Annotated in this window: 21 protein-coding genes; 18 read left to right on the top strand and 3 right to left on the bottom strand. The window is 58.6% G+C overall.

What is annotated here, in order from left to right:
- Positions 1 to 10: 10 nt before the first annotated feature.
- The 5 genes from SMD27_RS09215 to SMD27_RS09235 all read left to right on the top strand — a co-directional run bounded on the left by SMD27_RS09215 (position 11) and on the right by SMD27_RS09235 (position 5494).
- Positions 11 to 1678 (top strand): ribonuclease J, encoded by a 1668-nt coding sequence (locus tag SMD27_RS09215; protein ID WP_320508077.1) that lies wholly within the window; start codon positions 11 to 13, stop codon positions 1676 to 1678.
- A 30-nt stretch (positions 1679 to 1708) separates the two neighbouring features.
- Positions 1709 to 2125 (top strand): hypothetical protein, encoded by a 417-nt coding sequence (locus SMD27_RS09220; protein ID WP_320508078.1) that lies wholly within the window; start codon positions 1709 to 1711, stop codon positions 2123 to 2125.
- 114 nt (positions 2126 to 2239) lie between these two features.
- Positions 2240 to 3559, top strand: a complete 1320-nt coding sequence (gene proS / locus SMD27_RS09225) for a proline--tRNA ligase (protein WP_320508079.1) — start codon at positions 2240 to 2242, stop codon at positions 3557 to 3559.
- Entirely contained in the window at positions 3556 to 4803 is a 1248-nt protein-coding gene (locus SMD27_RS09230) for a lipoprotein-releasing ABC transporter permease subunit (protein ID WP_320508080.1), read from the top strand. Before proS ends, SMD27_RS09230 begins: the two co-directional genes overlap by 4 nt.
- Before the next feature lies 1 nt (position 4804).
- Positions 4805 to 5494 (top strand): ABC transporter ATP-binding protein, encoded by a 690-nt coding sequence (locus tag SMD27_RS09235; protein ID WP_320508653.1) that lies wholly within the window; start codon positions 4805 to 4807, stop codon positions 5492 to 5494.
- 68 nt (positions 5495 to 5562) lie between these two features.
- On the opposite strand, the gene SMD27_RS09240 is transcribed toward SMD27_RS09235, so the two are convergent.
- Positions 5563 to 5847 carry a hypothetical protein gene (locus SMD27_RS09240; protein WP_320508081.1) on the bottom strand — a complete coding sequence of 95 codons (285 nt, stop codon included), beginning with the start codon at positions 5845 to 5847 and terminating at the stop codon, positions 5563 to 5565.
- A gap of 180 nt (positions 5848 to 6027) precedes the next feature.
- Between SMD27_RS09240 and dnaE the strand changes: the two genes are divergently transcribed.
- The 13 genes from dnaE to gloA all read left to right on the top strand — a co-directional run bounded on the left by dnaE (position 6028) and on the right by gloA (position 21131).
- Positions 6028 to 9462: a DNA polymerase III subunit alpha gene (gene dnaE, locus SMD27_RS09245; protein WP_320508082.1), complete on the top strand. Its 3435-nt coding sequence runs from the start codon at positions 6028 to 6030 to the stop codon at positions 9460 to 9462.
- 316 nt (positions 9463 to 9778) lie between these two features.
- Positions 9779 to 10564 carry a 30S ribosomal protein S2 gene (gene rpsB / locus SMD27_RS09250; RefSeq protein ID WP_320508083.1) on the top strand — a complete coding sequence of 262 codons (786 nt, stop codon included), beginning with the start codon at positions 9779 to 9781 and terminating at the stop codon, positions 10562 to 10564.
- A 124-nt stretch (positions 10565 to 10688) separates the two neighbouring features.
- Entirely contained in the window at positions 10689 to 11609 is a 921-nt protein-coding gene (gene tsf, locus SMD27_RS09255; RefSeq protein ID WP_320508084.1) for a translation elongation factor Ts, read from the top strand.
- A gap of 100 nt (positions 11610 to 11709) precedes the next feature.
- On the top strand, positions 11710 to 12462 hold the full coding sequence (pyrH, locus tag SMD27_RS09260; RefSeq protein ID WP_320508085.1) for a UMP kinase: 753 nt from the start codon (positions 11710 to 11712) through the stop codon (positions 12460 to 12462).
- Positions 12463 to 12479: 17 nt separating this feature from the next.
- Positions 12480 to 13037 carry a ribosome recycling factor gene (gene frr, locus SMD27_RS09265; protein WP_320508086.1) on the top strand — a complete coding sequence of 186 codons (558 nt, stop codon included), beginning with the start codon at positions 12480 to 12482 and terminating at the stop codon, positions 13035 to 13037.
- 91 nt (positions 13038 to 13128) lie between these two features.
- Positions 13129 to 13800 carry a polyprenyl diphosphate synthase gene (gene uppS / locus SMD27_RS09270; protein ID WP_320508654.1) on the top strand — a complete coding sequence of 224 codons (672 nt, stop codon included), beginning with the start codon at positions 13129 to 13131 and terminating at the stop codon, positions 13798 to 13800.
- Complete coding sequence (locus SMD27_RS09275) at positions 13784 to 14740, top strand: phosphatidate cytidylyltransferase (RefSeq protein ID WP_320508087.1); 957 nt, start codon at positions 13784 to 13786, stop codon at positions 14738 to 14740. Before uppS ends, SMD27_RS09275 begins: the two co-directional genes overlap by 17 nt.
- A complete protein-coding gene (locus SMD27_RS09280; RefSeq protein ID WP_320508088.1) occupies positions 14731 to 15930 on the top strand; it encodes a 1-deoxy-D-xylulose-5-phosphate reductoisomerase in 1200 nt (399 codons plus the stop codon). Before SMD27_RS09275 ends, SMD27_RS09280 begins: the two co-directional genes overlap by 10 nt.
- A 214-nt stretch (positions 15931 to 16144) precedes the next feature.
- Positions 16145 to 17278, top strand: coding sequence for an RIP metalloprotease RseP (gene rseP / locus SMD27_RS09285; RefSeq protein WP_320508089.1), 1134 nt, complete (start codon positions 16145 to 16147; stop codon positions 17276 to 17278).
- Between the two features lie 16 nt (positions 17279 to 17294).
- Positions 17295 to 19604: an outer membrane protein assembly factor BamA gene (bamA, locus tag SMD27_RS09290; protein ID WP_320508090.1), complete on the top strand. Its 2310-nt coding sequence runs from the start codon at positions 17295 to 17297 to the stop codon at positions 19602 to 19604.
- 29 nt (positions 19605 to 19633) lie between these two features.
- Complete coding sequence (locus tag SMD27_RS09295; protein ID WP_320508655.1) at positions 19634 to 20203, top strand: OmpH family outer membrane protein; 570 nt, start codon at positions 19634 to 19636, stop codon at positions 20201 to 20203.
- A gap of 22 nt (positions 20204 to 20225) precedes the next feature.
- Positions 20226 to 20687 (top strand): 3-hydroxyacyl-ACP dehydratase FabZ, encoded by a 462-nt coding sequence (fabZ, locus tag SMD27_RS09300; protein ID WP_320508091.1) that lies wholly within the window; start codon positions 20226 to 20228, stop codon positions 20685 to 20687.
- An 18-nt stretch (positions 20688 to 20705) separates the two neighbouring features.
- The gene (gene gloA, locus SMD27_RS09305) at positions 20706 to 21131 is read left to right on the top strand and encodes a lactoylglutathione lyase (protein WP_320508092.1); all 426 of its coding nucleotides are present in this window, start codon (positions 20706 to 20708) and stop codon (positions 21129 to 21131) included.
- 105 nt (positions 21132 to 21236) lie between these two features.
- Here the strand turns inward: gloA and gltA are convergent, their stop codons facing one another.
- Positions 21237 to 22682 carry a citrate synthase gene (gltA, locus tag SMD27_RS09310; RefSeq protein WP_320508093.1) on the bottom strand — a complete coding sequence of 482 codons (1446 nt, stop codon included), beginning with the start codon at positions 22680 to 22682 and terminating at the stop codon, positions 21237 to 21239.
- Positions 22683 to 22820: 138 nt separating this feature from the next.
- Positions 22821 to 24218, bottom strand: a complete 1398-nt coding sequence (gene gltX, locus SMD27_RS09315) for a glutamate--tRNA ligase (protein ID WP_320508094.1) — start codon at positions 24216 to 24218, stop codon at positions 22821 to 22823.
- Positions 24219 to 24302 lie beyond the last annotated feature (84 nt).

Raw genomic sequence — 24302 nt, forward strand, 5'->3', positions numbered from 1 at the left:
AAGAGAGCCAATGACCGAGCATTTTCGCCCTTCGTCCCAAGAATTATGGTTTCTCCCTCTCGGTGGGGCCGGCGAAATCGGCATGAATCTCAACCTTTACGGTTATGCCGGCAAGTGGTTGATGGTCGATCTCGGCGTGACCTTCGGGGATGAATCGACCCCCGGCATTGACGTCATCATGCCCGACCCGGCTTTTATTACGGAACGTGTGAACGATCTCGCCGGCATCGTCCTGACCCATGCCCATGAGGATCATATCGGCGCCGTGCCCTATCTCTGGCCGCGCTTGAGATGTCCGCTCTATGCGACGCCTTTTACCGCTTCGGTCCTGCGCCGAAAGCTCGAAGAGGTCGGGTTGCAACATGAGGCTCGTATCACCGAAATCCCGATGTCGGGGAAATTCTCCGTTGATCCCTTCGAGATCGAACTGATCACGCTCACCCATTCGATTCCGGAACCGAATGCCGTTGTCATCCGAACACCTTTGGGCGCGGTGCTGCATACCGGCGACTGGAAGCTTGATCCCCAGCCCCTGGTGGGGGAAGCGACGGACGAAGCCGCTTTGCGTGAGCTCGGCAATGGCGGCGTTCTTGCCATGATCTGCGATTCCACCAATGTCTTCGTTGAAGGCACATCGGGCTCGGAAGCGGATGTCCGCGATTCCTTGATGGGAGTTGTCGGCCGCTTGAAGGGCAGGGTGGCGATCGGCTGTTTCGCCAGCAATATTGCGCGTATCGAGACCATCGCCCGGGTCGCCGCGGCTCATGAGCGCCGTGTGGCCTTGGTCGGTCGATCGCTTTGGCGCATGCTGCAGGCGGCGCGCGAGAACGGCTATCTGACCGATCTCGAGGATTTCGTCACCGAGCATGATGTTGGTTATTTCCCACCGGATAAGATCCTGATGATCTGCACCGGCAGCCAGGGCGAACCGCGTTCGGCTCTGGCCCGCATCGCGCGCGAGGAGCATCCGCAAGTGACGCTGGAACCGGGAGATACCGTGATCTTCTCGTCCCGGGTCATTCCCGGCAATGAGAAGTCGATTGCCAGATTGCAGAACGACCTCACCAAGCTCGGCGTGGAGATCATCACGGATCACGATGAGGACGTGCATGTCTCCGGCCATCCCGCGCGTGATGAACTCGCCGAAATGTATCAATGGGTCCGGCCCCGGATAGCGGTGCCGGTTCACGGCGAGGCCAGGCATATCAAGGAACATGTCGCCTGGGCCAAAGCCTGCCAGGTGCCGGAAGCGATCGAGCCGACCAATGGCTGCCTGATCCGGTTGGCACCGGGACCCGCGGAGGTGGTGAGCCATGTTACCTCGGGACGCTTGGGCCTGGATGGCAACAGCCTGGTTTCCATGGATAGCGACGCGGTCCGCCACCGCCATCGCCTCAGCTTCAACGGCGTGATCATGGTCTCGGTCGCGGTGGGCCGTGATGGAACCCTGCTGGCGGATCCGCAGGTAACGTTGGAGGGGCTGTTGGATGGCGAACCGGCGGCCACCGCCATTGCGGCGATTGCCGCTGCGGCCCGGGAAGCGATCAGTAATCTGTCCAAACCGCAGCGACTGGACAATGACGCGGTCGCCGAAGCGGCGCGCCTTGCAGGTCGCCGCTGGTTCAACAAAACGCATGATAAGAAGCCGATCACCAAAGTGCATGTGATCCGCCTTTAGCGGTCGGCTTCTCCATGCTAAAGTCCGGGAATGGCTCGCAAGCTTTTCGCCTTTACCGTGCTGACGGTTGTTGCCGCCGGCTGGGCTGGCCCAGCGGGGGCGGATCTGGCTATCTCGCGCCGGGACTGTCAGTATCTCGTCAATCATCAGCCGGCGCCGGACGTGGCCTACCAACCGGGTATCGATGCGCATGGCCGGCCTGTGGTTCCGGCCGACCTCAATAGTGCCGGTCAGATCCAATTGCCTGATACGATTTACATCCCGATCGAGGTGAACCTCGGCCGCCGTTTCAATATTCCACCGAATTCCAACCTTTGGAAGTCCACGGCGGAGATTGGCCTGGTCACGGTGACCGGGGATCAGGTCAGCTTCAACGGCCAACCCCTGACACCGCAGGATAATTCGGTCCTCGCGGCGCTCTGCCGGGAACACGGCGTAACCCGCTGAAATTGACCCAGTCCGGTCCGGAAACGGGCCGTTCGCCGCATTGGGCCGTGGACAGACCCCCGCGCTTTGCCTAAAGTCCCGCAACAATTCGATTTATCGCCAAAGTGAGGCTCTATGCGTTCCTCCCAGTTCTTCATGCCGACATTGCGGGAAAACCCTGCCGAGGCACAGATCGTTTCCCATCGGCTGATGCTGCGCGCCGGCATGATCCGCCAGGCAAGCGCCGGGATCTATTCATGGCTGCCGCTGGGCTTCAAGGTCCTGAAGAACATTGAGCAGATCGTGCGCGAGGAACAGGATGCAGCCGGCTGCCAGGAATTGCTGATGCCGACCATCCAGTCGGCCGATCTCTGGCGCGAATCCGGCCGGTATGACGATTACGGCAAGGAGATGCTGCGCATCACCGACCGTCATGAGCGCGAGATGCTTTTTGGCCCGACCAATGAGGAGCTGATAACCGATATTTTCCGCAATTCGGCGAAAAGCTATCGTGACCTGCCGAAGCTTCTCTATCATATCCAGTGGAAGTTCCGCGACGAAGTGCGCCCCCGTTTCGGCGTGATGCGCGGCCGCGAATTTCTGATGAAGGATGCCTATTCCTTCGATCTCGATTATGCCGGCGCCAAACGCGCCTATAACAAAATGTTCGTCTCTTATCTGCGCACTTATGCACGGATGGGGCTGAAAGCCATTCCGATGGCGGCCGATACGGGGCCGATCGGCGGTGATCTCAGCCACGAATTCATCATTCTCGCGGATACCGGCGAGAGCCAGGTTTTCTGCCATAAGAATTTCGTCGAGCGCGACGTGCTGTCGATGGATATCGACTTTGACGGCGATCTTGAGCCGATTGTTCAGGCTTGGACCAGCGACTATGCGGCGACCGAGGAGAAGCACGACAAGGCGGCCTTCGACGCCATCGCATCCGATCGTCGTTTGGAGGCGCGCGGCATCGAGGTCGGCCATATCTTCTACTTCGGCACCAAATATTCCGATCCGTTAAAGGCCCAGGTTCAGGACAAGGACGGCAAGCCGGTCACCCTTCATATGGGATCCTATGGTATCGGCGTCTCGCGCCTGGTCGGCGCCATTATCGAAGCCAGCCACGATGAGAATGGCATCATCTGGCCTGAATCGGTGGCGCCTTTCAAAGTCGGCCTGATCAATCTGAAGGTGACCGACGATGTCACCACCAAGGCTGCTGAAGATATCTATGGCAAGCTGAAGGCGGCCGGTGTCGAAGTCCTTTACGACGATCGCGATGAGCGGGCCGGCGCCAAATTTGCCGAGATGGATCTGATCGGCCTACCGTGGCAATTGACGGTCGGACCGCGTGGTGCGGCCAAGGGCGAGGTTGAATTGAAGAACCGCGCCAGCGGCGAAAAGCAGGAACTCACCATCGAAGCGGCGCTGAACCGGATCGGCCATAAATGATTTTCAATGCCTTCGAACGCCTCGTGGCGATGCGCTATCTGCGCGCGCGCCGCGAGGAGGGTTTCATCTCGGTCATCGCCGGCTTCTCGCTCCTGGGGATCGCCCTGGGTGTCGCGACATTGATCGTCGTCATGTCGGTGATGAACGGCTTTCGTGCCGAACTAATGAAACGCATTCTAGGCATCAATGGCCATGTCGCGGTCACCTCCATCCAAGGCCCGATTCCGAATTACGACGATCTCGTAGCCAAGCTGCGCCAAGTCAAAGGCGTTGTGTCGGCCACACCAATCGTCGAGGGCCAGGTCTTTGTGACCGCGGCCAATGGCGGCAGCGGTGCCATCGTGCGGGGCATGCGTGTCGATGATCTGAAGCAGCGGAAATTGCTTGCCGATAATATCCGCATGGGCTCGATCGATGCGCTGAACGAGGAAGATACCGTCATGATCGGTGCCCGCATGGCGGAGCAGATGGGACTGACGATCGGCAGCGAAGTCACCCTGATTTCGCCACAGACCACGGTGACCATCGGCGGCACCTTCCCACGGATGAAGACCTATACGATCGGCGCCATTTTCGACATTGGCATGTATCAGTATGACAGCGGTTATGTCTTCGTCCCGTTGGATGCCGCACAGCTCTACTTCAAAGTGCCCAAGGCGGCCACGTCGATCGAGGTCATGGCCACGAGCCCCGACAATATAGCGCCGGTTTTAGATGGGTTGGACAAGGCGCTGGGACCCGGTTTCCGCCTGACCGATTGGCAGCAGGCTCATGCCGAATTCTTCAACGCTGTCGAAGTCGAGCGGAATGTGATGTTCCTCATCCTGACGCTGATCATCGTCGTGGCTGCGTTCAATATCATTTCCGGCCAGATCATGATGGTGAAGGACAAAGGCCGAAACATCGCCATCATGCGCACCATGGGCGCTTCGCGGGGCACCATCTTGCGTATCTTCCTGTTATCCGGCGCCAGTATCGGCATCGTCGGCACGGCGGCCGGCTGTTTGCTTGGCGTGGCCTTTGCCTACAATATCGAAACCATCCGGCGTTTCCTCGAGGGCATTACCGGCACCAATCTGTTTGACCAGACGATCTATTTTCTCTCCAAGCTGCCGGCCATCGTGGATAAGTGGGAAGTGGCGTTGATCGTCTGCATGTCGTTGGTCCTGACTCTTCTGGCGTCCATCTATCCAGCTTGGCGGGCAGCGCGGCTCGATCCGGTGGAGGCGCTGCGCTATGAATAAGATGAACGGCGGTCGTCAGGCGGTGCTTGAATTGCGTGGTGTGAAGCAAAGCTTCAAGCAGGCTGCCGGCCGCTTGGATGTGATCGCTACTGCGGATCTTCAGGTTTATCCCGGAGAGATGGTGGCCTTGATTGGTCCGTCAGGATCCGGCAAATCTACTTTGCTTCATATTACTGGCCTGTTGGAGCATGCACTGGGCGGCGATGTGATCATCAGTGGGCAATCGACCAGTGAGATGAGCGATCGGGAGCGCACCAGATTGCGGCGCACCAAGATGGGATTCGTCTATCAGTATCATCATCTCCTGCCGGAATTCTCCGCTCTGGAGAATGTCGTATTGCCGCAGATGATTGCCGGACGAAGCCGCAGGGCCGCCAAGCCGCGAGCCGTTGAGCTGTTGACGCGGGTAGGGCTGGGCCAACGCCTCGATCACCGGCCGGCCAAACTATCGGGCGGTGAACAGCAGCGTGTTGCCATTGCCCGTGCCCTTGCCAATCAGCCGTCGATCCTCCTGGCCGATGAACCGACCGGCAATCTCGATATTCATACGGCGGATGACGTCTTTGCTCTCTTACTGTCACTGGTCCGCGACACGGGTGTTGCCGCAATGATCGCTACGCATAACCTTGAGATTGCAAAGAAAATGGACCGTGTCGTCACGATCCGCGAAGGCGTGCTGGAGCCATACTGAGCGGGTGCCGGTCCAGCGCGACGCTGTCCTATCATCGTGCCGACAACGTCCTCAAATGGTGCTGACTTCTAGCTGGCCTGGCGGCGCGCCACGATTCGCGCGACGAAGCGGGCGATCATGGGCCCGAGCAGCAATACGAGTAAACCCATGCCGATCGCGGCAATCATCGGCCCCAGCAACAATGCCGCCGGGAGGTCCAGTGCCTGTAATCCAAGCGTCAGGGCGAACGAGCCGATCACCATGAGGCCCCACTGCCAAAGCGGCTTGAGACCGGGCCCGGCGCGGATCTCGCCATGCATATCGCCGATGGCGGGGCGTCTCGGTGATTCCCTCTCCTTGCCTCGCAGGCGCATCTTCGGCTCCGGTCGGGGGTGCGGCGGGCATCATAGCCGGTAAGAAGGATTTCGGCCCAGCGGCAAAGCGGTCGGGAAGGCGACTCGCATTGGCTTCCGCTGACGCTCGGCCTGGGGGTTTTTATTCGCCGGGCGAGCGGCTAAACTGCCGGCGACCTCAAAAGCCGGAACACAGACCAAATGCCTTATGCCGATTTTGTCCATCTGCGCGTCCATTCCGCCTATTCGCTTTCCGAAGGGGCGGTGAAGAACAAGCAGTTGGTGGAGCTGGCCAAGCGCAATGACATGCCGGCGGTGGCGGTCACCGATACCGGTGCCTTGTTCGGCATCATGGAATTCTCTGGCTACGCGAAAGATGCGGGTATCCAGCCGATCATCGGCTGCCAACTGGGCGTCGCGCGGGTCGATGTCGAACCGCAGCGTGGCACCCAGCCGCCGCCGGATCCGCTGGTGGTTCTGGTGCAGAATGATGTCGGCTACCAGAATCTGATGAAGCTGGTGAGCCACGCCTTCTTGGAAACTGAACCCGGACTGGCTCCGCAGGTCAGCCTCGACCTGCTCACCCAACATTCGGAAGGGCTGCTGGCCTTGACCGGTGGGCCGGCCGGAGAGGTGGGCCGGCTGTTATTGGAAGGCCAGCAGGCGGCAGCGGAAGAGGCCTTGAAGCGCCTCGCTGCCATTTTCCCGGGCCGCTTCTATGTCGAGATCATGCGCCACGGCATGCCGGCTGAACAGAAAACTGAAGACGCCTTCATCGAGCTGGCCTATGAGCTCGATCTGCCGCTGGTTGCGACGAATGAAGTCTTCTTTTCAGACGAGGGCATGTACGCTGCGCATGATGCCTTGCTCTGCATCGCCGGCAGTACCTATGTCGGTGAAAAGGACCGGCGTCGCGTGACGCGCGCCCATGGCTTTAAATCGGCCAGGGAGATGCGCGAGCTTTTCGCCGATCTACCCGAAGCGGTCGATAATACATTGGTGGTTGCCCAGCGTTGCGCCTTCATGCCACCGGCACGCAAGCCGATCCTACCGGCCTTCTCGGTGGAAATTGCCGAGGCTGACGTGCTCAAGCAGAAGGCGATGGAAGGGCTCGATGCCCGCATGAAAGCCGCCAATATCGAAGGCGATGCGCGCAAGCCCTATGACGAGCGTCTGGAATTCGAGCTCAATACCATCATTCAGATGGGTTTTCCCGGCTACTTCCTGATCGTTGCCGACTTCATTCAATGGGCGAAGAAGAATGGCATCCCCGTGGGACCGGGACGAGGCTCGGGCGCCGGTTCCGTTGTCGCCTGGGCGCTGACCATCACCGACCTCGATCCATTGCGCTGGGGTCTGCTTTTCGAACGTTTTCTTAATCCCGAACGCGTTTCCATGCCCGACTTCGACGTCGATTTCTGCCAGGACCGGCGCGATGAAGTCATCCGCTATGTGCAGGAACGCTATGGACGCGATCGCGTGGCGCAAATCATCACCTTCGGTAAATTGCAGGCGCGTGCGGCCGTCCGCGACGTGGGGCGCGTCCTGCAGATGCCCTATGGCCAGATCGACAAACTGTCGAAGCTGATCCCGAACAATCCCGCCAATCCGATCTCGCTGAAGGATGCAATCGCCAGCGAACCGCAATTGCGCCAGGTGCAGGAAGACGACCCGATGGTCAAGCGCCTGATGGAGATCGCGCAGAAGATCGAGGGCCTATATCGCCATGCCTCGACCCATGCGGCCGGCGTGGTGATCGGCGACCGCCCGCTGAACGAACTGGTGCCGCTCTATCGCGATCCGCGTTCCGACATGCCGGTCACGCAGTTCAATATGAAGGATGTCGAAAAGGCCGGCCTGGTGAAATTCGACTTCCTCGGTCTGAAGACGCTGACGGTTCTGGTGACCGCGGTAAAGCAGCTCGCCAAGCGCGATATTGAAGTCGATCTTAACCAGCTGCCGCTGGATGATCGAAAAACCTATGAGATGCTGGGGCAGGGCGATTCAACCGGCGTGTTCCAGCTTGAAAGTTCGGGCATGCGGGACGTGTTGAAAAAGCTGAAGCCCGACCGGTTCGAGGATATCATCGCCGTGGTGGCGCTCTATCGCCCCGGCCCGATGGACAACATCCCGCGCTATATCAATTGCAAACACGGGCGGGAGGAGCCGGATTATCTCTATCCGAGCCTGGAAGGAATCCTGAAGGAAACCTTTGGGATCATGATCTACCAGGAACAGGTCATGCAGATCGCCCAGGTCCTTTCCGGCTATAGCCTCGGCGGGGCCGATCTGTTGCGTCGCGCCATGGGCAAGAAGATCAAGGAAGAGATGGAGGCACAGCGAAAGCTGTTCGTCGATGGTGCGGTGGAACGCGGCGTCCCCGAGGAGAAGGCCGGGCAGATCTTCGATCAGGTAAACAAATTCGCCGGCTACGGCTTCAACAAGAGCCATGCCGCGGCCTATGCACTGGTTTCCTATCAGACCGCCTGGTTGAAGGCGAATTATCCAGTCGAATTTTTCGCCGCCTCCATGACCTACGATATGGGGAACACCGAGAAGCTCAACGTCTTCCGGCAGGAACTGAACCGGATCGGCGTTAAACTCCTACCCCCTGACGTGAACAAATCGATGCCGACTTTTGCCGTCGAAAAGCAGGATGACGGTTCATTGGCCGTACGCTATGCGCTGGCCGCGGTGAAGAATGTCGGCATGGGCGCCATGGAACATATGGTCGCCAATCGTGAGGAGCACGGCCCGTTTAGGAGTCTCGCCGATTTTTGCGAACGGATCGATCCGAAAAGCATCAACAAGCGACAATTGGAAAATCTGGTTGTTGCCGGCGCCTTCGAAAGCCTCAATGCGAACCGCCGGCAGGTTTATGAGGCCGTCGAGCAGATGCTTCGCCAGGCCGGCGCCGCACAGGAAGCACGCACCAGCAATCAAAACAGCCTCTTTGGGGATGCGGCTAAAGTGACGCTGACACTGCCGCCGACGCCGGACTGGCCGTCGATGGAAAAGCTGCAACATGAATTCGGTGCCATCGGCTTCTATTTGTCGGCGCATCCATTGGATTCTTATGGCGCCAGTTTGAAGCGCCTGGAGGCTGTGCCTTATGCGGAGCTGCCGGCCTATATGCGGGCGAGGGGGACTGCACGCGCTAAAGTCGCCGGCCTTCTGGTCGGCAAGCAGGAGCGCACCTCGGCCAAGGGCAATCGTTTTGCTTTCGTGCAATTGACCGATCCCAGCGGCCTTTTTGAAGCGACGATCTTCAGTGAGCGCCTGAACGAAGCGCGGGAACTCCTTGAACCGGGGCGTGCTTTACTTCTGACCGTCGATTTACGAATGGAAGAGGATTCGCTTCGCCTGCTTATCCACTCCGTTGAAGCTTTGGATCAGGCGGCGTCCAATACCGGTGCCGGCTTGCGGGTCTTCTTGCGGGAACCAAGTCCGATCGAGAGCCTCAAGCAAATTCTGACCCGGGCGGGCCGCGGAAAAGGCAAAGTAGAACTGCTTCTCGACCTCGCAGAAGACCAGCGTGAAGTTGCTATTGCCTTGCCGGGCCGCTTTGCCATTTCGCCGGTGGTGCGCGGCGCAATCAAGGCTGTACCGGGAATCGTCGATATCGTTGATACCTGATTAATCTTGCCGCTTCGGTAAGCAGGGTAACTGTCTGATTCTAAATGAAACTGTGGAGATATATTCTGAGGATTGATTGCCTTAAGTCGTTGTCGCTGTAATTTCACGAATGGAATCAGTTCGTTAGGTTATGGGTTAGGGCCGTGCTGGTAACTTTTCCCTTGCGCCAGCGACGGGGGCACGGTAGGTAAGCGGCGCTTGAAACCGCATGCGGGCTTGCGCTGTCTCGGGGAGAAATCCCGAACGGACGCTCCGGTGCCGGATCCGCTGATCCGGTCACATCCCGCAGAGGCTTAACCGGAAAAGGATAATACACATGGCGATGCCGTCCTTCACCATGCGTCAGCTCCTGGAAGCTGGCGTGCATTTTGGTCACCATACCCGTCGTTGGAATCCGAAGATGGCTTCGTACCTCTTCGGCGTTCGCAACGGCATTCACATCATCGATCTGGAACAGACCGTGCCGATGCTGGATCAGGCGATCCGCGCGGTTCGTGACGTTGCTGCCTCCGGCGGTCGCGTCCTGTTCGTGGGCACCAAGCGCGCTGCATCGGACAAGGTTGCCGATGCCGCCAAGCGCTGCGGCCAGTATTACGTCAATCACCGCTGGCTGGGCGGCATGCTGTCGAACTGGAAGACCATCTCCCAGTCGATCAAGCGCCTGCGCGAGGTTGATGACCGTCTGTCGACCAATACGTCCGGCCTGACTAAGAAAGAACTCCTGATGATGACCCGCGACCGCGATAAGTTGGAGCGCGCGCTGGGCGGCATTAAGGATATGGGCGGTCAGCCGGATATTCTCGTCGTCATCGACACCCTGAAGGAACAGATTGCTATCCAGGAAGCCAATAAGCTCGGCATTCCGGTGGTGGCGATCGTGGACAGCAATTCCAACCCGAGCGGCGTGACCTATCCGGTGCCGGGCAATGATGACGCAACGCGCGCGATCTCGCTCTATTGCGATCTCTTCGCCGGTGCCGTGCTCGACGGCCTGCAGCAGGAAGCGATCAGCTCCGGTAAGGATATCGGCGAGTCGGACGAATTGCCCGCCGAAATTCTGCCGGTCGAAGGTGGCGAAGCCAATCAGTCGGCTTCGGCGTAAAAGTCTGGGTTTGGTTCAGTGGGGTGACCGGGCGGGAACGCGCCGGCGCCCCATTGACACATTGGCGGCCCGCTGCTGTTCGGCTGCCTGGAACGTGTAAGATATTTGCAGGAAGGAATTGAAAATGGCGGAGATTACGGCTGCGCTGGTCAAGGAACTGCGCGAGAAGTCGGGCGCCGGCATGATGGATTGCAAGAAGGCGCTGAGCGAAACCAGCGGCGACCTTGAGGCGGCGATCGATTGGCTGCGCAAGAAGGGTCTTGCCGCGGCCGCCAAGAAAGCGGGCCGCGTGGCCTCCGAAGGCCTGGTCGGCGTGGTTGCCGAGGGCACCAGTGGCGCCCTGGTCGAAGTCAATTCCGAAACCGATTTCGTCGCCCGGAACGAGAGCTTCCAGAGCTTCGTGACCGCCGTGACCAAGCTGGCCCTGACGGCCGGCGACATTGAGGCGCTCAAGACCGCCAAGCTGCCGGAAGGCATCACGGTCACCGAAAAGCTGACACAATTGGTTGCCACGATCGGTGAGAATATGAGCCTGCGCCGCGTGGCGACGGTCAGTGTCAGCAGCGGTGTGGTGGCGAGCTACATGCACAATGCGGCGGCAGCCGGCCTCGGTAAGATTGGTGTCCTGGTCGGCCTGGAATCGACTGGCGATGCTTCGAAGCTCGCGGCCCTTGGCAAGCAGATCGCTATGCATATCGCCGCGGCTAACCCGCAGGCCCTGGATATCAGCTCGGTCAATCAGGCCGATCTCGATCGGGAGCGTGACGTGCTGGCCGAGCAGGCCCGGGCGTCGGGCAAGCCGGAGGAAATTATCGCAAAGATGGTCGAAGGCCGTCTGAGAAAGTATTATGAAGATGTGGTGCTGCTGGAACAGCTCTATGTGATCGATGGCGAGAGCCGGGTGAAGCAGGTAGTTGAAAAAGCTGCCAAAGAGATCGGCGCGCCGGTCAAGCTCACCGGATTCGTCCGCATGGCGCTCGGCGAAGGCATCGAGAAGGAACAGAAAGACTTCGCAGCGGAAGTCGCTGCGCAGCTTGGAAACTAAATGGCGAGCCCGGCGTTATAGCCGGGCATCGTGGGTAACGGATGGGGCTGTCGGCCCCATCTGATTAAAAATATAGAACGCACGCGCAGGAGGCAGCAGAGTGAGCAAGGCAGCGACACAAGGCCTGTTGTATAAGCGCGTTTTGCTCAAGATTTCCGGCGAAGCCCTCATGGGGCAGCGGGAATTCGGTCTCGATCCTACGACTGTCACCCGCGTCGCTGCGGAAGTGAAGCAGGTTTACGAACTGGGCGTCGAATGCTGCCTGGTGATCGGCGGCGGGAATATCTTTCGCGGCATCGCTGGCGCGAGCCAGGGCATGCAGCGTGCCTCGGCCGATTACATGGGTATGCTGGCCACCGTCATGAACGCCTTGGCCATGCAGAATGCCTTGGAACAGGCCGGTGTCGATACCCGCGTGCAATCGGCTATCCCCATGCAATCGATCTGCGAGCCCTATATCCGCCGGCGCGCCGTGCGCCATCTGGAAAAGGGCCGGGTGGTGATCTTCGCCGCCGGTACCGGCAACCCGTATTTCACCACCGATACGGCGGCTGCTTTGCGTGCTTCCGAAATGAAATGCGAAGCTCTGTTAAAGGGCACCAAGGTGGACGGTGTTTACAGCGCCGACCCGAAGCTGCATCCCGAAGCGGAACGCTATACGCATCTCACTCATCACGACGTGCTGTCGCGGGACCTCAAGGTGATGGATGCGGCGGCGATTTCGCTTGCGCGGGAAAACGGCATTCCCATCATCGTCTTTTCCATTCATACGCCGGGTAATTTCGCTCAGGTCATGCTGGGGACCGGCAGATACACAGTGATCGGCAATGAGCCGGTCCAGGCTGCGAAGTAAGGTTGGGGGTACTAGGTATGACTGATGCTCGATTGGATGAATTCAGCCGCCGCATGGACGGAGCTGTCGAGGCATTGCGCAAGGAATTCGCCGGTCTGCGTACCGGTCGCGCATCGACGCATCTTCTCGATCAGGTGATGGTAAACGCCTATGGCAGCAACATGCCGATCAACCAGGTCGGTACGGTGAGCGTGCCCGAACCGCGCATGATCACGGTCCAGGTTTGGGATCGTGGCATGGTATCGGCGGTCGAGAAGGGAATTCGTGATGCTGGTCTCGGTCTCAATCCCGCCAGCGATGGCCAATTGGTACGCGTGCCGGTTCCCGAATTGAGTCAGGAACGTCGTACCGAGCTGGCGAAGGTCGCCCATAAATATGCAGAGCAGGCGCGTGTCGCGGTGCGTAATGTGCGTCGTGACGGAATGGATATGCTGAAGAAGTCGGAAAAGGACGGCGACATTTCGCAAGATGAACACCGCGGGCTGTCCGATCAGATGCAAAAACTGACCGACGACCATATCAAGCGGGTCGACGAGGCTCTGGCCGCCAAAGAAAAAGAAATTATGCAGGTCTAGAACGAAGGAGACTCGCGTGACGGCATTGCGACCAGCGATACAGGCGTTCGGCGTCGATGGTGTTGTGGCGCCTCGCCACGTGGCGATCATCATGGATGGCAATGGCCGCTGGGCGAAGGCGCGCGGCCTGCCGCGAACGGCTGGGCACTACCAGGGGGCGGAAACCGTCCGCCAGGTTGTTGAGGCCTCGATCCGCAACGACATCACCCATCTTACATTGTTCGGATTCTCGTCGGAAAACTGGAAGCGACCGGCAACCGAAATCAATGATTTGATGGGGCTTCTGCGGCTTTATCTGCGGCGCGAAATCGCCCGGCTGCACGATAACGGCGTGCGCCTGTCAGTCATTGGCGAGCGCCATCGCCTGGCGCCCGACATCGTCGAGCTGATTGAGGGTGCCGAACGTCAGACGCGTGATAACAGCCGCCTGCGCCTCACCATCGCGCTCAGCTATGGCGGCCGGATGGATATCGTCAATGCCGCGCGGCAATTGGCGCAGCGCGTCGCTCAGGGCGAGCTGCGCGCCGAAGATATCGATGAAGCCATGTTCGCCGGCAATTTGTCGACGGCCGACATGCCGGACCCGGATCTGGTCATCCGTACCAGCGGGGAAATGCGGATCAGCAATTTTCTGCTTTGGCAGTTCGCCTATACGGAAATGATTTTTGTCGACAAACATTGGCCGGAATTTAGCGCCGCGGATTTTTCTGCTGCCCTAGCCGAGTATCAGGGGCGGAACCGCAGATATGGCGCCGCCGGCTGAAACTCCGCACGAACGTCAGCGGCATGAGCGGGTGGGTCAGGGAAACGAACCAAACAGCGGGAACGTACCGAACGGCACCGAACCCGCGTCGGTAAAACCGCTGACAAGCTTTCAGCAGCGTGTTGCGTCCTCTGCTGTCCTTTTGCCGGTGGCGCTGCTCGCGCTCTGGCTGGGTGGCTTGGCCTGGGCCATCTTGATCGCCATCTTCGGTGGCATCATGGCCTGGGAATGGAGCGCCATTTGCGCCGAGCGTCGGCCTGTGCAGGTTGCCTATCCCGTCGGGCGCCTATCCGTGGTCAATCTTGCCATGGTGGCAGTCGTTATTCTGTCCTTGGCGGTCGCCGTGTTCTCCCCGCCGCTCACCTTACCCTTATGGCTGGTGCCGCTGGCCGGCGCGCTGGCGATATTGGTGCTGGCCTGGCCGCAGCGCGGGGTCGGCGCCCTGTGGCTGCTGCTCGGCATCCTTTATGTCGTGCCGGCGGCCCTGGCGATGATCAAGATTCGCTCCTGGTCGTCAGACGGATTTGCTACGGAAATTTGGATCGTTGCCCTGGTCGTGGTGGCGGATACGGGCGCCTATTTCGCAGGCCGTTCGATCGGTGGTCCGAAACTTGCCCCGCGTATCAGCCCTAGCAAAACCTGGGCAGGCTTGGCGGGCGCTATCCTGTCGGCAGCGCTGGTCGGGGCGATCGCCGCGACTTTGGCCGGCCGGCCGACGATTTGGCCGATGGTGCTTGCCAGCGGCCTGCTCGCCGTGGTCGAACAGTCCGGCGACCTGTTTGAGTCGTTTTTCAAGCGGCATTTCGGGGTCAAGGATAGCGGGCGTATAATCCCTGGTCATGGCGGTGTCCTCGACCGGGTTGACGGTCTGATGGCGGTGGTCTTGGCCGTCGCCGCTGTAGAATATGTGATTGGTGGAGGAATCCTCGAATGGCTGTGATCGAGCAGAAAATGGCAGCGGCCGCACCGCGCCGGGTGACCATTCTGGGATCGACCGGTTCGGTAGGCTGCAACACAGTGGATATCGTCCGCCGCGATCCTTCAGCTTTTCAGGTCGAGGCGCTGACGGCGCATAACAATGTTGAACTGCTGATTGAGCAGGCGCTGGCCCTGCGTCCGCGCCTGGCCGTGGTCGGGATCGAGGCCAAGTTTGGGCGCTTGAAAGAAGCCCTGGCAGGAACGGGTATAGAAGCGGCTGCCGGGCGGTCCGCGGTGATCGAAGCGGCGGCGCGGCCGGCCGACTGGGTCATGGCGGCGATCGTCGGCGCGGCCGGGCTGGAACCGACTTTGGCGGCTGTGCGCCGCGGTGCAATGATCGGTCTCGCCAATAAGGAGACGCTGGTTTGTGCCGGCGATCTGATGATGGCCGAGGTTGCACGGCACGGCGCCGTGATGCTGCCGGTCGATTCCGAGCACAGCGCGATTTTTCAAGTCTTCGATCCGGAGCAGATCGAGGCTGTCGAGAAGATCATTTTGACCGCCTCCGGCGGTCCGTTCCGGACACGCAGTTACGAGGAAATGCGGTCGATGACGCCGGAACAGGCGGTCGCGCATCCCAATTGGAGCATGGGAGCAAAGATCTCGGTCGATTCCGCTAGCATGATGAACAAAGGCCTTGAACTGATCGAAGCGCATCATCTGTTCCGGCTGCCCGAGACCCAGATCGATATCCTGGTGCACCCTCAATCGATCATCCACAGCATGGTGGCCTATCGTGACGGATCCGTGCTGGCCCAATTGGGCAGCCCGGATATGCGGACACCGATTGCCTATGCACTGGGCTGGCCGAAGCGAATCGCCGCGCCAGCCGACCGACTCGATTTCGCCAAAATGCGGGATCTGACCTTTGAAAGCCCCGATGCGGTCCGTTTCCCAGCTTTGCGCCTGGCGCGCGAGGCGTTGCAGGAAGGCGGCCAGGCACCGACCGTTCTCAACGCCGCCAATGAGATTGCCGTCGCTGCCTTCCTCGACCGCAAAATCGCCTTCACCGACATCGCTTCGGTCGTGGAATCGGTCTTGTCCGAGATGGGGACTCGGGCATTGAGCTCGATTGCCGATGTTCTGGAAACCGATTTGTCGGCCCGCCAGGTCGCGCAACGTCAGGTCGCCGCAAGATTAACCAACGCGTGATCCCAAAACTGGGGTTAACCCAAGGAAATCGTTCTGTTTTGGTGTGCTGGCACGATAAAGTGTGCTAGACAATCCGACGTGGCTGCGGCCACCATGCAGCGCCAGGGGACAAGAAGGGCGCCAGGTTGGGAGTGGGCAGAAACTCCGTATAAAAACGGTGAGAACCGCTCTTGTCTAAATTGGGGCTCTGCGGCACGGAAAGTGGTCTAGGACGATGGAAATATTGGCGGCGATACCGCATTACGGCTTCTGGTTCCTGCTTCTCCTGACGGTACTCGTCTTCGTTCACGAGATGGGACATTTCCTCGTTGCGCGCTGGTGCGGCGTCCGGGTGGAAGTCTTTTCCATCGGCTTCGGTCCGGAGCTGTTCGGCTTCACCGATCGTTTAGGCACCCGTTGGAAATTCAGCGCGATCCCCCTTGGCGGTTATGTCCGCATGTTCGGCCAGGAGAGCAATGCCCTCGAGGGACAAGCGGCGGCGCCTATGTCGGAAGAGGACGCCGCTGTTGCTTTCAACCGGAAAAGCGTTGGCCAGCGCGCGGCGATTGTCGCAGCGGGCCCGCTTGCCAATTACGTCTTCGCCATTGTGGTTCTCACCGGCCTCTTCCTGGTCTATGGCAAGACGCTGCAATCGACCGAAATCGGCGAAGTGATGCCGGATTCGGTCGCCAGTGAGGCAGGCTTAAAAGCTGGCGATAAAATCGCCACTCTGAATGGCAGCCCGCTGGAAGGTTTCGAAGATCTGGCGATGCAGGTCCGCCTGCATCTCGACGAACCGCTCCAATTGGGCATTGATCGGGCGGGGCAGAAACTGGATTTCACCCTGAAGCCGCGAATCGTCGAAGAGGAAGATACCTTCGGCAACAAGCAGCGAGTCGGTCGGCTGGGTATCCGTAGCAGTGGTAACGGCAACGTCCGCAAGCTGGGCGTCGGTCAGTCGGTCGTCGAAGCGACCCATCAAGTCTATCAAATGACCACGGGCATGCTGACCGGCATTGGCCAGATGATCACGGGGAAGCGTTCAGCCGACGAGGTTGGAGGCGCGCTGCGCATCGCCAAGATGTCCGGTGACATGGCAGAGATTGGTTTTGCGTCGCTGGTCAGCCTGGCGGTGTTGCTTTCCGTCAACCTCGGTCTGATCAATCTGTTTCCGATCCCGATGCTGGATGGCGGCCACCTGATGTTCTATGCCGCCGAAGCTTTGCGCGGCCGGCCGCTGGGGGCTCGCGCGCATGAATGGGGGCTACGACTTGGCGTTGCGTTTGTGCTGTCGCTGATGGTGTTTGCCACTTGGAACGACTTGGTTTATCTGAAAGTCGTCGATTATATCAAATCCCTGTTTACTTGACCGGAAGATGCGTAAAATGGCCATCGTAAAGCGGCTTGTCCTGACCCTGGCAATAACAATAGGCATTTTCGGTCTGACAGGTATTTCCAAAGCATACGCGCAAAATATTTCTAGCGGCGATCCGATCCAGGAGATCCGGGTGGAAGGCAATCAGCGTATCGAGCCCGAGACGATTCGCTCTTATATGCAGATCAATCCGGGCGACAATTTCGACGCCCAGAAGATCGACCAAGCATTGAAAAACCTGTTCGCCACGGGTCTCTTCGCCGACGTCAATCTGCGGCGCGAAGGCAATGCGCTGGTGGTGTCGGTCAAGGAAAATCCGATCATCAACAAGCTGGCCTTTGAAGGAAATAAGCGCATTGAAGATGATGCCCTGCAGGCCGAAGTCCAGCTGCGTCCGCGCGTGGTCTATACCCAGACCCGCGTGCAACAAGATGTGAAGCGCATCCTGGATCTTTACCGCCGCAGCGGCCGCTTCGCTGCCACCGTTGAGCCGAAGATCATCAAATTGGACCAGAACCGCGTCAATCTGGTGTTCGAAATTCATGAAGGCGATATCACCGAAGTACGCCGTATCGATTTCATCGGCAACAAGGTGTTCAGCGATAGCGAACTGCGCGACGAAGTCCTGACCCGGGTCAGTCATTGGTATCTGTTCCTTACCAATGCCGACACCTACGATCCCGACCGTTTGACCGTGGATAAGGAACAGCTTCGACGTTTCTATCTGTCAGAGGGTTATGCCGATTTTCGCGTGATTTCCGCCGTCGCCGAATTGTCGCCGGACCAGGAAGCTTTCTTCATTACCTTCACCGTGGAGGAGGGGGAGCGCTATAAGTTCGGCAAGGTCGATGTCAAGACGACGCTGAAAGGTCTCGATCCCAATTCCTTGCGAGGGGACCTCGATACCACCGAAGGCGATTGGTATGACGCATCGCGGGTCGAGGATACGGTGCAAAAACTGAGCGACCGGCTGGGCAATCTGGGTTACGCCTTCGTTGACGTGCGGCCCCGTATCGACCGCGATGCGAAGAACAGGGTTCTCAACCTGACTTATGACATCCAGGAAGGCCCGAAGGTTTACGTCGAGCGTATCGACATTTCCGGCAACGTGCGCACACAGGATAAGGTTATCCGCCGGGAATTCCGTCTGGCGGAAGGCGACGCGTTCAGTACGGAAAAATTGAAGCGGACCGAACAGCGGTTGAAAAATCTCGACTTCTTTGAATCGGTCGATATTTCCCAAGCCGCAGGTAGCACGCCGGACAAGACCATTATCAAGGTTAAGGTGCAGGAGAAGTCGACCGGTGAATTGAGCTTCGGTGCCGGTTTCTCGACGGCCGATGGTCCTTTGGGTACGGTCGGTCTTCGTGAACGAAATCTGCTTGGCAAGGGACAGGATCTCTCGGCCACAATCGGCATCTCCGGCAAGCGGTCGTCCGGTTCGATCAACTTCACCGATCCTTATTTTCTTGACAAGGAAATGTCAGCCACGTTCGGCATCTTCCACACACGATACCGGGCGCGGCATGATCGCTATCGCCAGATGTCATCCGGTTTCAATACCGCGCTCGGCTACGATATTTCGGAATATACCCGACATACGCTCGGCTATACGTTCTCGGCGGACGACATCTATCATATCGACGACGAAGCATCTCAGGTGATCAAAGACGACAAGGGGTACGAATTCCGATCGACCTTGAAGTCGAACGTGATCTACGACCGTCGTGATTCCAAGCTTGATCCGCGCGATGGCTATTATGTTAACCTCGAGACCGATTATACCGGCGTCGGCGGCACGGTATATGCGGTGAAAGGTGTCCTGAGCGGCGGTTACTTCATTCCCTTCAACCGCAGCAAATCGGTCTCATTAGGCCTCTCCGCTGAAACCGGTTATATCCAGCCGCTTTTCGGAGATTACCTGCACTTCGCCGATGCGTTCCAATTGGGCGGCCAAACCTTGCGGGGTTTTGCTGATCGTGGCGTCGGCCCGCGTGACGAGGATGCGAAGAAAAAAGACGGTTCCATTGGCGGCCAGTTCCTGTTCGATGGTACAATCAGCCTTGGTTTCCCTCTCGGATTGCCCGAGGAGTATCAGATCCGCGGTCGCGTTTTCTCGGATTTCGGCACGGTGACGGGTACGGATCCGCATAGTAACGTCGATGTCGACGACTCCGGCATGATCCGTGTCTCTGCCGGCCTTGGCCTGACCTGGGTATCACCCTTCGGTCCTTTGGCGGTGGATCTTGCTGTGCCGATGCGTAAAGATTCGAAAGACGAGACTGAATTGTTCAGCTTCAGTGTCGGCACCCAGTTCTAACTTCTATATTTGGAGTATCTATCGTGCGTATGTTCGGTAAATATTTTTACACTTTGGCCTTGATGGCGGTTCTCTGCGGGGGAGCTGCAATCGGCGTGAGCGTTGCACCCCTCCAAGCTCAAGCGCAGGCTGCCGGCGGCGAGCCGGTTGTCATCGCGGTGATCGACCGCGAGAAGATCATGTCGCAATCCACCGCCGGCAAGGGATTGCGTGCAGCCGTTGACCAGCGCCGCCAGCAAGTCCAGGGCGACATCCAGAAGCGGCAAGAAACCTTGATCAAACAGCGTCAGCAGCTCGAACAGCAGCGCGCTTCCATCACACCGCAGGATTATCAGAGCAAGGTTGCGGCTATGAACAAGCAGGGTGAAGCCCTGCGGGTGGAAGTCCAGAATAAGGGTCGCAGCCTCGATGAATCCGTGCAAAGGGCCCTTGGCCAACTTCAGGACGCCGCCTTTGTCATCGTGAAGCAGATCGCCGCACAGAAGAAGATCTCCCTGGTATTGTACCGGGATACGGTGGCTTGGGCGCCGGGTGCGGTGGATATCACCAACGATGTTGTCACCCAGCTCAATACAAAGCTGCCGTCAGTGAAGTTCTAAGCATAACCTGATCGGTGTGCAGATGAGCGAAACAGACGTGCAGCAGGGAATATCGGTGGATGCCAAGGGGATCATGCGAATGATCCCCCATCGCTTTCCATTCCTGATGATCGATCGCGTTGAAGATATGGTAAGCGACGTCGGTGCCGTCGGTATCAAAAACGTATCGATGAACGAAGCCGTGTTCCAGGGACATTTCCCCACGGATCCGGTCATGCCGGGCGTGTTGATCATCGAAGCCATGGCCCAGACGGCGGCCGTTCTCGTCGTTCACACATTGGGTGCAGCTTTTGAAGGCAAGCTGGTCTATTTCATGAGCGTCGACAATGCGCGGTTCCGTCGTCCCGTTGTGCCGGGCGACCAGATCCGCATTCATGTTCGCAAAGACCGCAATCGTGGCCCGGTGTGGAAGTTTATTGGCGAGGCGAAAGTCAATGACCAGATTGTGGCGGAAGCAACCTTCGCCGCGATGATCCGGGACTGATCCGGAGAGGAGAGGCCGATGTCAGAAGCAGCAAAGTCGAAAAGCACAGGTGATTTCCGCCTGGCTCATACGATGATCCGGGTGTTCGATCTCGAGAAATCGATCGATTTTTACACGCGCCTGCTCGGCATGAAGCTGATGCGCCGGAAGGATTATCCGAGCGGCGAATTCACCCTGGCCTTTGTCGGTTACGGTAATGAAGACGACAATGCGGTAATCGAACTCACTCACAACTGGGGCCAGAAGGAACCATACCAATTGGGTTCGGCCTTTGGCCATCTGGCTATCCACGTGCCCGATATTTACGGCGTGTGTAATCAGTTGGAGAAAGAGGGCGTGAAGATACCGCGTCCGCCTGGACCGATGAAGCATGGCGGTTCGGTTATTGCGTTTATCGAAGACCCGGATGGCTACAAGATCGAACTGATCGAAGCTTCACATTAACAGCAGAATGTAAAAACCCCCGCCGATGACAGCGGGGGTTTTTCTATGACAGGTCTGTTTCCCAGCGCGCCGTGTGTTCGATATAGGCTCGCTGGGAATTAGGTATCATTTACGCTTGTTGAGCGGCAGGAAGGGACGTTCGCCATAGCCGGTGTAAAGCTGGCGCGGACGGCCGATCCGCTGTGTCGGATCTTCGATCATTTCCTTCCACTGGGCGACCCAGCCGACCGTGCGGGCCACGGCGAACAGCACGGTGAACATCGAGGTGGGGAAACCGATCGCTTGCAGGATGATCCCCGAATAGAAATCGACGTTCGGGAACAGTTTGTGGGAGACGAAATAGTCGTCTTCCAAGGCGATCCGCTCGAGTTCCATGGCGAGGGCCAGGAGCGGCTCATTACGCTTGCCGAGCGCGTCCAGCACTTCGTGGCAGGATTCGCGCATCACCGTGGCACGGGGGTCATAGTTTTTATAAACGCGATGGCCGAAACCCATCAGGCGGAAATTATCATCCTTCGATTTCGCGCGCTTGATGTATTCGGGAATGCGGTCGACCGAGCCGATTTCATGCAGCATCGACAGCACTGCTTCGTTGGCACCCCCATGAGCGGGGCCCCAAAGGCAGGCGATGCCCGCGGCGATACAGGCGAAGGGATTGGCGCCCGACGAGCCGGCGATGCGGACCGTCGAGGTCGACGCATTCTGCTCGTGATCGGCATGGAGAATGAAGATGCGATCCATCGCCTTCGCGACCACCGGATCGATCTTGTATTCCTCGGCCGGCACCGCGAAAGTCATGCGCAGGAAGTTTTCCGCATAATTGAGGTCGTTGCGCGGGTAAACGAAAGGCTGACCGACTGAATACTTATACGCCATCGCAGCGATCGTCGGCACCTTGGCGATCAAGCGATAGGACGCGATCATCCGCTGATACGGATCGTGGATATCGGTGCTGTCGTGATAGAACGCGGAGAGAGCACCGACCACACCGACCATCACGGCCATCGGATGCGCATCACGGCGGAAGCCGCGATAGAAGGATGCTATCTGCTCGTGCAGCATCGTGTGATAGGTGATTTGATGCTGGAACTCGGCCTTTTGCTTCGCATTCGGCAATTCGCCTTCCAGCAGAAGATAGCAGACTTCCATGAAATCGCTGTGCTTCGCCAGTTCTTCGATCCGATACCCGCGATGCATCAGTATGCCTTCTTCGCCATCGATATAGGTGATGGCCGAGGCGGTTGACCCGGTGGAACCATAGCCCGGATCGTAGGTAAAGACGCCATGCTCCGTATAGAGCTTGCGAACATCGATGACATCAGGACCCAGCGTACCCTTGAGCAGCGGCAGTTCCCAATTGGTGCCTTGGTTATCCTTCACGGCGACAGAAGCATAGGTTTTCGGTGCAGCCGGTTTGATGCCGGAATCAACAATGCGCAACGGCTTAGCTGTGGCAGATGCTTTCGCAGATTGCTTCGACTTAGCCAACTTAGCCGTCTTGCCGGATTTAGCCGCACCAGATTTGCCTGTGCCGGATTTACGCTGCGCCATGAGATCCTCATCACTTATGGTGAACTGGCCCGAGCGGGCCTGAGATAAAGTCGTTTTTTTACCTGCGCCCCTAGGCTAGCACGGGAAAGGTTAACGCGTCATGACCCATTTTTCGCACTGCAATAGACTCGTCGATCGTCAGTGAACGGTCAAAAAAACATCCGATAGGCGCCCGAGGCACTCCTCTTTTCCCAGCACTTCCATCACCTCGAACATACCGGGAGATGTTGTCGACCCGGTGAGCGCCGCACGCAACGGCTGGGCGACCTGTCCCAATTTGACGCTATTGGTGTCGACGAATTGCCGCACCGCAGCTTCAATTGCCGCAGCGGTCCATTCAGTGAGGTGCGTGAGTTCAGCATGCAGCTTTGTCAGTAAGCCGACAGCTTCCGCCGTCAGCAGCGCCTTTGCTTTGTCTGCCATCGGCAATGGCCGCTCGGCGATATAGAAGGCGGCATTCTCTGCCAATTCCTTCAACGTCTTCGCGCGAGCTTTGAGCCCGGGCATGCCTTTTACTAAGCGCTCGGTGGCTGCGTTGTCGCCGGCGACGCCGAGACGGGCCGCAATATCGACGGCAAGCTCCCGATCGTCGGTTTCACGCAGGTAATGCGCGTTGAGATTGTCGAGTTTTGCATAGTCGAAACGCGAGGCCGAGCGGCCCACTGCGGGAAGGTCGAACCATTCGATCGCTTGCCGGGTCGAAATGATTTCGTCATCGCCATGGGACCAGCCGAGGCGCATCAGATAATTCCGCAGTGCCGCGGGCAGATAGCCAAGGTCGCGATAAGCATCGACACCGAGGGCGCCGTGGCGCTTCGACAACTTCGCCCCGTCGGGACCGTGGATGAGTGGGATATGGGCAAAGCTCGGGCAATCCCATCCCATCGACTGGTAGATCTGCATCTGCCTGAAAGTGTTGGTGAGATGGTCATCGCCACGGATCACATTGGTGATGCTCATGTCATGATCGTCCACCACGACCGACAGCATGTAAGTCGGCGTTCCGTCGCCGCGCAGCAACACCATGTCGTCGAGCTGCTCATTGGCGACGCGTACCTCGCCTTGCACCTGATCGGTCAGGACGGTTTCCCCCGTGGTGGGCGCCTTCAGGCGAACCACCGGTTTGACGCCGGCCAGCGCGTCCTTGGGATCTCGATCTCGCCACCGACCGTCATAACGGATGGGTTTGCCGGCCGCCCGGGCGGCCTCACGCATCTGCTCCAGTTCCTCGGGCGTGCAATAGCAATAATAGGCTTTGCCGGCCGCCAGCATTTGATGGGCGACCTCTGCGTGACGCCCGGCGCGGGCAAACTGGAACACCGTTTCGTCGTCCCAATCGAGACCGAGCCATTTCAAACCATCGATGATCGCTTCGATGGCAGCTTCGGTGGATCGCACACGGTCGGTATCTTCGATACGCAAGCGGAAGACACCGCCGTGATGCTTGGCATAAAGCCAGTTGAAAAGGGCCGTGCGGGCACCGCCGATATGCAGGAAACCGGTGGGTGAGGGGGCGAAACGGGTAACGACGGTCATGGGTGGGATCATGCTTTGTCAGGTGAAGGATTGCGACGGTCTTAGCATATTTTTGCCCGGGCGTGGCAACTGGCTGTGGCGCGA

Source organism: Dongia soli (genome assembly GCF_034044715.1).
Classification (GTDB): Bacteria; Pseudomonadota; Alphaproteobacteria; order Dongiales; family Dongiaceae; genus Dongia_B; species Dongia_B soli.